A 13,528-nucleotide genomic window follows, 5' to 3' on the forward strand; every position below is an offset into this window, starting at 1 on the left:
AATTAAAAAATCATGAAAAAGAAAATATTCATATATAGTGTGGCACTTACTGCCGGATTGTTTTTTACGACTGCCTGCAACAGCAAACTGGACGTTGACCCAACGCAAAGCATTGATGAAACCGACGCATTGAGCACGTCAAAAGACGTAGAAGTGACATTGATCGGCTGTTATGATGCGATCCAGGATGTTGATGTTTACGGTGGTGCATTTCAGTATTCATCTGAGCTTTTGGGCAATAATGATGAGATCGCTTTTGGGGGGACATTTCAGAATATGCTCGAAATTTCTGCTAAGCAGCTAACAACTGTGAACCTTGCAGCTGAGCTTACATGGCGCGATTCATACGTGGCAATAAACCGTTGCAATAATGTTCTTTCTGCATTGAGCATTGTGGATGAGGAGAAGCGCGCGCGCATTGAAGGTGAAGCGAGGTTCATCCGTGGATCCGTTTATTTCGACCTTGTGAGACTGTATGCCAAAACATGGGGCGATGGCGATAATGCTTCGAATCCCGGCGTTCCTTTGGTGCTGGAACCAACACGTGTCGTGACCGATGAGAATAAGCTGGCCCGAAATTCTGTGGCAGAAGTGTATGCTCAGGTGCTGGAAGACCTTAATGCTGCAAAGTCGCTGTTGCCTGAAACCAACACCATTTACGCCAACAAATACGCGGCTTCTGCGCAGCTTTCACGTGTTTATTTGCAACAAGGCAATTATGCCCTTGCTCGTGATGAGGCTAATACGGTGATTGAATCGGGAGAATACAGCCTGAACAGCACATTCGAATCATTGTTTTACACTTTTATAAACAATGGTGGTGCAAATCCGAGAGAATACATTTTCTCAATGATCGTAACGTCGCAGGACGGAACCAACGACCTGAACACGTTCTTCGGGACAACTATTGATGACATTCCAGGAACAGGCGGGCGGGGCGATATCCGTATTTTAAGCAAGCACAGGGCACTTTACGAAGCTGGTGACAAACGCGGTGCGTTTTTCCTGACGCCGAACAGCAACACTTACACGCAAAAGCACCTGGACAACCTGGGTAATGTGCTGCAATTCCGTCTGGCCGAAATGTATCTGACACGTGCGGAAGCCAATTTCCGCCTTGGCACTGTCGTAGGCGCGACGCCATTGGCCGATATTAACCGGATCCGGGTGAGAGCCGGCTTGAAAGCTGCAACCGCCGTAACATTGCCCTCGATTCTGAAAGAACGCCACCTGGAACTTGCATTTGAAGGCCTCGCCGTGCACGACGCGAAGCGTAACAAGCAGAATATAGGCACGATTCCTTACAATTCCCCAAGGCTGATCTTCCCGATCCCGCAACGCGAAATCGATGTAAACTCAAAATTGGTTCAGAACGAGGGTTATAACTAGGAGATTTTCGAAGTTACTTGTGATATAAAAGCAAAAAACCACTTCTATTACGGAAGTGGTTTTTTGTTTTAGAATGCTTTCGAAGCCTGTTTAGTTACTATTCCCAGGATATCCAGGATTTAGCATCCTTAGCGCTAACCATGTCGAAAGTTGTTTCCGAGGTTTGGATCAGGTAATGTCCGCTGGCTTCGAACAGATATTTGGCTGACTCTACGGCTGGGCCAGTCGTTGGAAGGTCTCCAAAAGTAGCTACCTGTGAAAATATGATTCTTCCGTCGCTTGCAAATGTGGGGCGACCAGGGCCATGCCCATAAAAAAGTGTTACACCTTCATCTTCATAGAATATTGGTCCAAAAAGATCAATATTCCCGTCGGCAGCAGGTTGATAGATGTACCGGTAGAACGGTGCTTCTCCGACTTTGAGATCTTGTACTTTCAAAGCATCATCAACACCATTCACATGAAAACCTTGCCGGGAATTCCAGTAACCACCTGATTCGATAGGTTCCTGCCACCATCTTCTGGCTGCGGCCAAGTCTACGGATAGAGGTCTAATAGCACTTACAACAGTTCCTTTTAATCCAGCGCCGGTAATCCCTACCTGGAACGTATTGGCATTCCAGGTTACATTCGTGAAGCCATTAATAGTTTGCGAACCATTAACAAGCGGCGATACGAACGCGACGCCTGCTGCGGTGAAGTAATAATTGGTTGTGAAAGTCTTTGGAACGCTCCCATCCAGCCAGACCATCTTAATCGTGCGGGCTCTTGGGCTTAATGTGATCTCATAGGTGACATTTCCCAAAGTGACCCGTTTGAAATAAGCCTGATATTTCATGACATTGTTAAACAGGACTGCTTTCGCTAAATCGCCTGCTGCGTAAGATGCCACCTGCGCTTGGGTTGCCTTGGTAAGCACCAACCGGCTGTTGTTTTTCCGTCCTACAAGCGTTATTGACTCTGCTTTCACTGAATCAGGGAAAATACTGAATTCGAAATCAGACAACAAACCGTCTCCCCGTTCACCGCCACTCACTTCCTCATCCGGATCCGAGAGAATGTGTAAGTAAGAATAGGTGTCGAAGATCAAAACCGGCGTTTGAACGGCTTTCAGGCGATAACTGCTCTCCTTGGATTTTGCGGCGGTCTCGTCAGAAAAATCCGAATACATGGTTACGCGGTTCTTTTCATCGAATTTGAAATGAAAACCATATGTGCCGCCCCCGCCCGTATAAACTACCGCATTCCAGCCATAAGGAGCTTCTATAAGTTGTTTTTCGTAAGATGCCAAAGCTGCATTTAACCGCGCGTCCGCTGTTTCTTCAAAGACTGTGTCGTCGCTATTATCACAAGCAGTGAGAAGAGCACAGGAAAGCAGCAGATATAATATGGATTTTTTCATCCTCAGTAATTTGTAAATTCAATTAAAATAACTTGTTCATTGACGTCCTAACCCGTTTTTGAAGGCTATAAAAATCAATTTTCCAGGTGTTCTTATAGTATGCGACCACGATCGCCTCTTTCTGTCTTAATGCAGCCTGCGCCTGTGCTTTGGTTGTTCCTCTCGGGCTTGTTCCCTCAGGGATGGAGTTGACAATTTTATCAAATCCAACTTTGCCTTCTGTCAGCATCATCGCGATCATCTCCACAAAATCTTCATCGAAACTTGATGAGCTGTAAGCTGTTACGAACCCGTCTCGTCTCGCGTCCTCGTCGGACCAGTTGATCCAGTTCCCTCCCTGATAAAGTGCTTTTGTAATATTTTTATATTCGACCGGGTAAAGGACAGTCTGGTGCAGAATGTGGCCGAATTCATGATGGATCGTGTGCAGAAACCAGTCTTTTACAAACGATGAATCTCTGCCGGGATCATAACCGGGCATTCCTTTGATTTTAAACAAATTCACCCCAAACAACACCACTTTGCGACCGCCTTCCGCGGTTCCTAATGTTACGGAACCTTCCGCATTATACTCGTTGCTCCCGGACAAGATGAAGAATTTGGGCGAATATTTGTTGTAAAAAACCTTTCCTGCCTCCTCTACGTAAGGCGCTGTCCAGGCCTTTTTGATTGTGCTCAGCAATGGAATAACCTGTGATTCGTCTGGCGGAACGAGTGTTTTTGTAATGTTCCCAAACTCAAACTGGTCCCACTTGTATTTGGCTGAAATGTTGTAGGGCGTTACAAGGCTGTCCAGGATCCACTTGTCGATCGGGCCTTGTACCCACTCATCTCCGCCAAGGCCTGGAATCTCCTCCACTTCCCCTATTTCCTCTTCCTTACATCCGCTAAGTCCCGCACTAAAAATGAGGGCTGCGAAAAAAAGCTTGTTTAAATGTTTTCCTATCATGACTTTCAATGAGTAATGTCAACGTGGATTTCGTGCGATTCCGGCCAATGTTGCCGATTGCGGAATTTGTAAAAGCCTTTTGGGGTCCGTTGCAGGAACTGTAATAACCTGCCCGAGAACCGTTTCATGAGTAACCGGAAGTGCGTAACGCTGCATGTCAAACCAACGCATTCCTTCCTGAACAAATTCAACCCTTTTAAAAGCAAGAATGGTGTTAATAATGCCATCACGCAGATTGGTCGTGCCAAAAAATCTTCTCATGCTGGCGGCATTTACAGTATGCGTGGAAGGATTGTAATTTTCGACGCGTTTGCCGACAAACAGGTTAATATCGGCTAGTGAGGCTGTTGTATTTCCCAGGTAAGCATTGGCTTCAGCGCGGTTAAAAAGCACTTCTTCCACTGTAAAAATGGGCAACATTACATAGCCTACACCAATGTCCGCATTCACCGACTCTCTCACAAAATATTCAAACAACTTGGGAATGAAATAATTGTTATCGCCCTGATAATACAATGGATATGACCAGTTTGCGGAGCCGTTAACAATTCGCTCCGACGCCGAAATTTCCAGCCATTTGCGATAAGTCATTCCGTAGCGATACTGGGGGGCATTCCTTCCAAACCAGGAAGCAGTTTCGACAAGCATCAGGTTGGCATTCTGGTTAGCCCTGGCAAATATATTCCATAGTTCTTGTGGCGAAAGACTCGCATAAGTGCTGTTCCATGGCCGTAGATTATCGGCAATGCTGCTGCCTTGAAATACATTATTTGCATACTCGACGACTTTGGCATAATCCCTTTTGACAAGATAAAAACGGGATGCAAAAGCATTCGCAGCAGCGCGGTTAAAATGATATTTTGGAACCGTGTAAGTTCCGTCACTAATCAGCGGCAAACCTTCCAGTAAGTCTTGCTCGATCATCTGGTACACAAAAGCAACTGTTTTTCTCTCGTAATTCTTCAAAACAACTGTCTCAGGTTCCGTCACATAAGGAATGCCGGGATCGGTGTTGGGCTGCTGCGGATCGAAGAATCTTGAAAAGTAATTTACAAGCATGAAGTGCGCATAGGCGCGCGCCAGCAAGGCTTCACCACGTTGAGCCGTATATTGCGATTGATCCGCTGACTTGCTGATAATGTCCAGCGCCTGATTAGCAACCGAAATGGCCCGATAACATTCAGCCCAGTATTGATCCGGCGAATCCTGCTCCTCAACGGTTGCTTCCACTTCCTCAAAAAGATAGGAGCCGCGGTTCGTTTTGTCGTCTTCTCCACGTCCTTTGTCCTCCACATTATCGCTCATTGACTCAGCAAAAACCACGTAACCTCCTTGCGGATAGGCTGTTGTTAACAACTGAGAAACCTGCGCCGGCGTATTAATGGTTGCCCGAGTGCTATCAGGCTCGGTGGAAAGGAAATCCTCGCAGCCCGACAGCAGTAAAACCGGCAGGACGAGCAGGATATTTTTTAAAAGCTTGATTTTGTTCATTTTGAAAAACTTAAAATCATCCGTGTTACACATGCCAACTACCATCACAATGTGAGCTTTAACGCCACTGTAAATTGTTTCTGAATGGGCTGAGCCACTCCACCCGAGTTAAAAAACTCCGGATCTTGTCCTTTCAACTTCTTATCCGCATAAATCAACCATGGATTGATTGAGGACAACTGAATGCTGGCACCTTTGAAGCCATATTTTGAAGCAACCACCAAAGGAACCTTGTAAGCAAGCGAAACCGATTTGAGCCTGACAAAGTCGCCTTTCGCAACACGTTCTGTTGAATAATTGTAAATGTTGTAAGGATATGTTCCTGTCAGATATTGCAGTTGAAGCTGGTCACTGATCGCGGGAACATTCGTTGATCCCTGATCAGCGGCTGTAACCCAACGGTCCAAAAACTCGCGGGGCATTGCATCCAGATCGCTGAATGTGCTTTTATACAAAGGATTCAAGCGGATTTTGTTCCCAGCCTGATAAGTCAAAAATACATTTAATGAAAGATCTTTGTAAGTCAAGGTGTTGTTAAAACCACCCGTAATCGGCGGGTCAACCGGGCCTTCATATTTCAGATAACTAATATTCTGATCTTGCAAATACACATCAGAGTTCACCTCGCCATTCTCATTAAGGAAGACTGGCACGCCGGTTTTCGGATCAAGCGAATTGTATTTAATCGAAAACAAGCTGCGGACCGGTTTTCCCTGTACATTCGCACCTTCTGCTTTTACCAGATCAAAAATACCGGGACTGTTATCGACATTTGTGATTCTTGTGCGGGCGTACCCAACCGTTATCCGCGAACGGAAGTCCCAGTCTTTGGTTTTAAACAAAACCCCATCCAGCGAAAAGTCAACACCATAAGATTCCATATCCGCATAGTTGGCAACTTTAAAAATCTGTCCGCCTATGCCGGATGTTTTGATTTCATCAATCAGATCGAAGCTATTTCTGATATAACCATCTACACTCAAATTAATGCGGTTGGCAAAGAAACCAAGGTCCAGTCCAACGTTTCCGCTGTAAAGTTTTTCCCAGGTCAGTTCGGTATTTTCAAGAGAAGTCAGCTGGATCGCCGATTCTTTTTCATCCAAGTATGGCCTTTTTGTGATAATGCTCTGAAATAAAGCAGCGGAGTTTGTTGCCGGGCCCGTATCGGCAGATAATCCATAGCTTGCACGCAAACGACCCATACTCAGCCATTTGAAACGCTTGATGAACTCTTCCCGGTCAAAGTTCCAGGAGCCGGCCACTGTGTACGTCGGGAGCCAGCGTGCGATTGCGGATTTACCAAAGCCATTGGAACCGTCGTAACGAATGTAACCTGTGAAGTTGTATTTATCGTCCAATGTGTAGCCGGCGCTGCCATAAAATGCTGCAAAGCGCTCATAATCCATCCGCATTCCATAGTAGGGAAAGTTGGCTTCGATTGTCTGCTTCAAAATACGGTAATCCACAAACGGCGTCCCGCCCTGCTCGTACTGGAAGCCGTAACCCGTGTTATTTGAATTTTGCCTGTTGGTGTACTTAATTTCCTGGCCAACAAGCAAATTCACAGCATGCCGCTCTCTGAATGTTTGATTGTATCTGAAATTGTTCCGAATGTTATAGAACAACATTTGATCCTCATTACGGTTATAAAAACCTCCGCTCGGAAGCACAACCACCGGATATGCATTAGGCACATCGGGATCTGTATAAAGATATTTGTTGGCTAATGCAATGGTGGAATTATCCGCGGCGCGATAAGCATTGGCCATGTTGGAATTTTCTGTAATAATATGCTCACGGCCAGTTTGGATGTATCGCAACGCGCCGATGAAATCGTAAGTAATGTGGTCTGTGATCTTATAGGAAAGGTCTCCCTGCAACTTAATATCCGCCAAATTCAGCTTAATGCGATTGTTTGCAAGCTCAGATACAATGTTGAAAGGTGCGAAATTTCTTCTGAAAAATTCAAGGTTTCCATTTTCGTCATAGGCGCTCAAAGTCCGGCTCGTGTTTAGCGCATAGCTGAATGGATTGATATCAAAGTCCCTGTCAAACTTTCCTTCCACCGGATTGCTCCTTCTACTCAAAGAGCCAGGCGCGTCCTGCCGTCTTACAGAAGCAAGGGTAAGCAAACCAATGCTGATCTTGTCTGAAAGCTGATAGTTGTTTTTGAAGTTTAATGTATAACGCTTTACCTTATCCGCAATGGTCCAGCCATTGTCATCAAGATAACTCGTTGATACGTAAGAAGTTGATTTATCAGTTCCAAAAGAAACACTTACCGAATGTTCCTGAATGAAATTTTGCTTGAATAATACATCGAACCAGTCTGTATTTGTCCTTGCGTATCCTAACAAAAAGTCCCGCTTGGCTTCCGGCGTGTTGGCAATAGGGAAATTACCCTGATCATCACCGGTCAAAGAGTTGTAATACTTGCCATAAACGCCATAATCAGGCTTGGAAAGAATGCCGGAAGTAAGATAACCTTTGCGTTCAAGCTCCCCCAGGACAGACATTTGCTGGGCTGAATTCATAATGTTGAAATTCCGGTAACTCGGCGTGAGCTGGGTGCTGAAATTACCTGAATATGTGATAACAGGCTTGCCGCTTTTTCCCTTCTTTGTTGTGATAACGATAACGCCATTCATTGCGCGGGCGCCGTACAACGCGGCCGCAGCAGCATCTTTTAAAATATCAAATGTCTCAATATCAGCAGGGTTAAGTCCTGCGACGGCCGATCCAAGCAATGTTGTGGGATCACCGCTTGAAAGCTGGTCATTGGAAATATTCACAATATCTTCCTGAACAACCCCATCAATAACCCAGAGCGGCTTGTTGTCACCATTCAAAGAAGTGGCTCCGCGGATCCTCACTTTTGGTGCTGCTCCAAATGTTCCGGAAACATTTTGCACAGAAACCCCGGCTGCACGGCCTTCCAGCATCCTGCTTACATCGGGCAGACCGTCTATTCTGACATCATCTGTTTTTAATGTTACTGCGGAACCAGTGAATTTATTTTTGTCAATCTGCTGAAAACCAGTAACAACCACATCCTGCAACCCGACTGCATCTTCTGCAAGTTGAATGGAAACGCTTTTCGCCGCTTTTACTTCTTTTGGTAAAAAACCGATCATGCTGATTACCAATGTGGCTCCTTCATTGACTCCCTGTAGCGCAAACTCGCCTTTTTCGTTGGTTACCGTGCCTTTTTGTGTCCCTTTCACCCGGACCGTCGAACCAATCAGCGCTTCGCCGGTTGTGCTTTTGACAACACCTTTTATATCAATATCAACGCTTGATACCGAATTTGAAAAAGCAGAAAATGAATTGGAGAAAAAAACTAAAATAGCAAGCAAGACTGAAAGCCGACTCAGGCCACTGATCCGATAGAGAACATCCATATAGAAGAAAGTATAAGTCTAACGCAAAATTAATGGGTTTCCGCCTGGACGGATTTAGTTGTTAATGATCTCAATAATACGCAGAAATACGAAACGATGTGGAGGGTAACGCCAAACTTTTGGTTTGCAATTAATAAAACACTTCGGACACAAAATTATTGTGGCAAAATGAGGCCTTTTTCGGCTATTTTTTGATTCAGCTTTTTTTGTCGGTCAAAACTGAAGTAATGCGGTTCAATTCGTCCACTTTTGAGGCGAAATCTCCTTTTAACATATCCCTGACGGCTTTCAGCTGCTCCATCGCAGTTTCGAGATTGTCCGGCAATGCGTCCCCTAAAACTTCCTTAAGCCGTTTGGCCAAAGTGGGCGACATGCCATTCGTAGAAATCGCAACTTTCAGATTCCCTTTCCGCACTACGGACGACAAATAAAAATCACAAATGGCCGGTGTATCAGCAACATTGGTCAGTATATTTTGCGATCTCGCCACATTGGCAATTCTGGCGTTCTCCTGCTTATCATTGGTCGCGACGATCACAAGGTCTTTTGCAACCAGGTCCTCGTTTTCAAACTTGCGTTCAATTAAACTAATCCGTGAATTCGCACTGGCTATATCGCGTATTTCCTGGCGGATGTCCGGTGAAACCAAGGATACATTAGCCAACGGAGAATTGTCCAGTACAGCAGTGATTTTTTCAAGACCAACATATCCTCCACCCACAATAAGCGTATGCAGGTTTTCAAGTTTTAAGAAGATCGGAAACAAATTGTTCATGTCCAAATTTACATTAAATCTGACAATTACCGGGTTATGCTTTGCCTTTTATAACTATTCCAACTTTTACACTTTTTCTATCTCCTTCTTTCGCCGTACCTTTGCGCCATGATCGCGATTACAAACCTCAGTTACTTTCTTGGAGACCGGGCACTTTATGACAGTGCCTCGCTGCATATCAAGCCAAAACAAAAGATAGGCCTTATCGGTCTGAACGGCACAGGAAAGTCTACACTGCTTAGAATGATAAACGGGGAATTTCAGCCGGACGGCGGAAATATTTCCAAATCGGGAGATTGCACCATCGGTTTCCTGAACCAGGATTTGCTTTCTTACCAAAGTGATGATTCCATTTTGTCGGTTGCCATGCAGGCTTTTGAGCGGCAAAATATCTTGCAGATCCAAATGGACAAGATCCTGTATGATATGGAACATAACTATACAGATGCCCTTGTTGACAAACTGGCAAGGGTTCAGGACGAATTTGAGGCATTGGACGGTTACACAATCCAGTCGAAAGCCGAAGCAATCCTCGAAGGACTTGGCTTTGTAACGGACGATCTGCACAGACCATTAAGATTATTTTCCGGAGGCTGGAGAATGCGGGTAATGCTGGCAAAGTTGCTTTTGCAAAAGCCATCATTACTCATGCTCGATGAGCCTACCAACCACCTTGACTTGCCTTCTATTCAGTGGGTTGAGAAATATGTACAAAGTTACGAAGGTGCTGTAATCGTGGTTTCTCACGACAGGCAGTTTTTGGATAACACCATTGATACAACAGTTGAAGTTGCCAATGGAAAACTCAATTACTATGCCGGGAACTACTCCTATTATATGGAGGAGAAAGAGGAACGCAATGAAATTCAACGTGGCGCCTACGAAAACCAGCAGGCAAAAATCCGTCAGACTGAGCGTTTCATTGAGCGTTTTAAGGCAAAAGCAACCAAATCCCGCCAGGTTCAGAGCCGTGTAAAGGCACTGGATAAAATGGATGTTGTGGATCAGGTGATTGATGAAAACGCAAAAGTTCACTTCCGTTTCCAGTTTACGACACAGCCCGGAAGGCACGTTTTCCAGCTAGAAGATGCTTCCAAAGCTTATGGCGAAAAGGTCATTCTGGACAGCACCAACATTAGCATGGAGCGTGGCGACAAGATCGCGCTGATCGGAGCAAACGGACGCGGAAAGTCGACGGTTCTACGCGTTGTGGCCGGAACTGAGCCTATTGAAGGAAAAAGAAGATTGGGGCACAATGTTTCTTTCACGTTTTACGCACAGCACCAGTTGGAATCGCTGAATGTGAACCATAACCTGATCGAAGAGCTTAAATATGCGAATCCAAACAAGACGGAAACTGAGTTAAGGACGGTTTTGGGATGTTTTCTTTTCTCTGGTGATGATGTTTTTAAGAAGATCAAAGTCCTATCGGGAGGAGAAAAATCGCGGGTTGCGCTTGCCAAGGTTCTGCTTTCACAAGCCAATTTCCTGCTGCTTGATGAGCCTACCAACCACTTGGACATGCAGTCGGTGAACATTCTGATCCAGGCTTTGCAGCAATACGAAGGCAGTTACATCGTCGTTTCCCACGATAGATATTTTGTTGAGAATATCGCGAACAAGATCTGGTATATTGAAGATCATGAGATTAAACAATATCCTGGAACATATCAGGAATATGAAGTTTGGGTTGAAGAACGTGGTTTACAATCTGCCGTAAGTGATAAAGCGACTGTTAGCAGTGCGCCGCCACAGAAAACGGCTCCGCAACCTGCTTCGAATGGTAACGCGCAGAAAAACAATGTAAAGCCGGTTTCCAACGAAGATTCTCAAAAAATAAAGAAAGCGCAAAAGCAAATCGAAGAGCTGGAAGCGACGATCAACAACCTGGAAATTAAGAAAACAGAAACGGAAGTGAAGCTCGCGAATCCCGAGATTTACAACGATTCAAAAGCACTCGCAGATCTGAACCGTTTTTATGCAGACATTAAGCAAAAGCTGGATCAAAGCACGGAGACTTGGGAGAATCTGATGCTGGAAGTGGATACGCTGGCTGGGAAGTAAGTAAACTCAATGTTATAAAAGCAGAAAGGGAAATCGTTTGATTTCCCTTTCTGCTTTTATCTATAATGCTAAATTAATCCACTAGTTCTCGCATAGATGTCACTTAAATTTAGTTGCAGATTGAGGTTGGGCAAAGCAATCCGATCCTCTATGTTATTGGTTTCCATTGCTAAGTACCAAATTCCTTTTCCATCTTTCCTAAAAACCTCAACAGACACCGATAAAGAGTCAACAAGAATATATTCTGTTAGTGTCGGAATTGATCTATAAAGTCGAAATTTATTGCCTCTATCATAAGCGCTGGTTGTCTTAGATAAAACTTCAATAATGGTAGAAGGGTTTAGTAACGTATCCTTATCCTTATCTGCAAACTCCAACTTTCCACAGACCACTAACAAATCAGGATAAGTGTAAAGTCCGTTTTGCGGAATGTGCAGACGCATGTCACTCGAAAAGCTCTGGCAAGATTTGCCCTTCAAAGCAATGTAACATTCTCCTGAGATATTCCCCAAAATCCGATTGTGATTAGGACTCGCTCCCGCCATCGCAAATATCTCCCCTTGGTAATATTCGCTTTTATACTCGGCTTCCCTTTCCAGTTCGAGATATTCTTTTTCTGAATACATTTTGATAGTCTGTGCGATCATTTAGATTTAGGTAAGTTAAAAAATTGTTGTTAACGCGCAAAACACGTTTCCGTATTCAGACGTACCTTGTATCAAAAAGTCACGTTATTATTTTAAAACATTTTCATGAGGTCGATTTCACTATTCTTTTGGTTAATGCTGATTTGGGTAAAAGCCAATGCGCAATCTCAGAACATCCGGCTGGAAGACTACATATATAATGATAAGATCAAGACGGTTTTGCTTTATCCGGCGCTCGAAGATCCTGAAAACCCTACCCGGCTTCTCACTCCGGCAATAAAACCGCTAACCAGCCCTTCTCCGCTAGTTCTGGAGTTTGATGACCTTTCGGGCCAGTTTGCAGGTTATCGGGCAAAAATCATTCATTGCAATGCAGATTGGACCAAATCCAACTTGAATGACATTGAGTTTACATTTGAATTCAATGAGTATCCGATTAATGATTACCAGCAATCTTTTAGCACCAAAGTGCCTTATTTCCACTACAAGCTGGAATTGCCAAAACTTAAATTGTCAGGCAATTATGTGATTTATGTTTATTCAGATCGCGATAGGAAGCCCGTGCTGAGCAGGAGATTCATGCTTTATGAATCCCGGGTGAGCATTGATGCCAAGGCGCGGTTCTCGCAAGGAATCCAGCAGCAGTTTTCCGACCAGCAGATTGATTTCTCAGTTAATTATAAAGGTTATCCGCTGAATGCGCCGCAAACAGACTTGAAAGTCGTGCTCAGAAAAAACTTTCGGTTTGACGAGATCAGAGCAAACTTTAAACCAACGAATGTCAGACCTTTTGATCAAATATTGGAATACACTTTTTTTGACCTGGAAAACACATTCCCTGGCGGAAACGAATTCCGTTATTTCGATAGCAGAAGCCTCACCGGCAGAGGATATGGCGTAAATGAGATAGAGCGTTCCGACGACTTCACCAGGTTAATGTTGTTTCCTGACAAATCCCGCGGAAATAATGCATATATACAAATCGACGATTTCAATGGTCAATACATTGTAGATCAGCGAGAATCCGGTCGCGGAAGTGTGGAGGCGGATTATACGCCTGTGCTGTTTACATTACGAACTGAGCAAGATCCGGATGCCACTTTTTACGTGAACGGCGCCTTTAATTTATGGCAATTGACGGACGCCAATAAAATGACCTATAATGTTGCTACCAATGCTTATGAAGCGGAAATGATGGTGAAACAGGGCGTTATCAACTATAATTATGCAATGTTGAAAAACGGCGAAAAGAAAGCGGATGAAGGTTTTATTGAAGGCAATTACGGTGCAACGGAAAATGACTATGACATTCTCATATATCACCGTCCACAGGCCGGAAGGGCCGATTTACTGATCGGTTACCGGACTGTTGAGTGGAACAGGAGACGATAAAAAGCATAAAAAAGGAGC

The 13,528-nt window shown here is 44.5% G+C and carries 9 protein-coding genes; 3 read left to right on the plus strand and 6 right to left on the minus strand.

From position 1 onward, the window contains the following. Window positions 1-12: 12 nt before the first annotated feature. Window positions 13-1,389 carry a RagB/SusD family nutrient uptake outer membrane protein gene (locus B5X68_RS05595; protein WP_082213632.1) on the plus strand — a complete coding sequence of 459 codons (1,377 nt, stop codon included), beginning with the start codon at window positions 13-15 and terminating at the stop codon, window positions 1,387-1,389. 97 nt (window positions 1,390-1,486) lie between these two features. On the opposite strand, the gene B5X68_RS05600 is transcribed toward B5X68_RS05595, so the two are convergent. The 5 genes from B5X68_RS05600 to B5X68_RS05620 form a co-directional block, all read right to left on the minus strand. Next, window positions 1,487-2,791, minus strand: coding sequence for a DUF4302 domain-containing protein (locus tag B5X68_RS05600; protein ID WP_082213633.1), 1,305 nt, complete (start codon window positions 2,789-2,791; stop codon window positions 1,487-1,489). A gap of 22 nt (window positions 2,792-2,813) precedes the next feature. Then, window positions 2,814-3,740 carry a zinc-binding metallopeptidase gene (locus tag B5X68_RS05605; RefSeq protein ID WP_082213634.1) on the minus strand — a complete coding sequence of 309 codons (927 nt, stop codon included), beginning with the start codon at window positions 3,738-3,740 and terminating at the stop codon, window positions 2,814-2,816. Window positions 3,741-3,758: 18 nt separating this feature from the next. Beyond that, a complete protein-coding gene (locus B5X68_RS05610; protein WP_082214017.1) occupies window positions 3,759-5,231 on the minus strand; it encodes a RagB/SusD family nutrient uptake outer membrane protein in 1,473 nt (490 codons plus the stop codon). A 44-nt stretch (window positions 5,232-5,275) separates the two neighbouring features. Next, window positions 5,276-8,632, minus strand: coding sequence for a SusC/RagA family TonB-linked outer membrane protein (locus tag B5X68_RS05615; protein WP_082213635.1), 3,357 nt, complete (start codon window positions 8,630-8,632; stop codon window positions 5,276-5,278). A 196-nt stretch (window positions 8,633-8,828) separates the two neighbouring features. Continuing rightward, complete coding sequence (locus tag B5X68_RS05620; RefSeq protein WP_082213636.1) at window positions 8,829-9,407, minus strand: precorrin-2 dehydrogenase/sirohydrochlorin ferrochelatase family protein; 579 nt, start codon at window positions 9,405-9,407, stop codon at window positions 8,829-8,831. A gap of 108 nt (window positions 9,408-9,515) precedes the next feature. On the opposite strand from B5X68_RS05620, the gene B5X68_RS05625 reads away from it, so the two are divergent. Then, window positions 9,516-11,471, plus strand: a complete 1,956-nt coding sequence (locus tag B5X68_RS05625) for an ABC-F family ATP-binding cassette domain-containing protein (RefSeq protein WP_082213637.1) — start codon at window positions 9,516-9,518, stop codon at window positions 11,469-11,471. A gap of 68 nt (window positions 11,472-11,539) precedes the next feature. Here the strand turns inward: B5X68_RS05625 and B5X68_RS05630 are convergent, their stop codons facing one another. Next, window positions 11,540-12,118 (minus strand): Uma2 family endonuclease, encoded by a 579-nt coding sequence (locus tag B5X68_RS05630; RefSeq protein WP_082213638.1) that lies wholly within the window; start codon window positions 12,116-12,118, stop codon window positions 11,540-11,542. 105 nt (window positions 12,119-12,223) lie between these two features. On the opposite strand from B5X68_RS05630, the gene B5X68_RS05635 reads away from it, so the two are divergent. Next, on the plus strand, window positions 12,224-13,510 hold the full coding sequence (locus tag B5X68_RS05635) for a type IX secretion system plug protein (RefSeq protein ID WP_082213639.1): 1,287 nt from the start codon (window positions 12,224-12,226) through the stop codon (window positions 13,508-13,510). Window positions 13,511-13,528 lie beyond the last annotated feature (18 nt).

It is taken from the genome of Dyadobacter psychrophilus (genome assembly GCF_900167945.1).
Lineage (GTDB): Bacteria > Bacteroidota > Bacteroidia > Cytophagales > Spirosomataceae > Dyadobacter > Dyadobacter psychrophilus.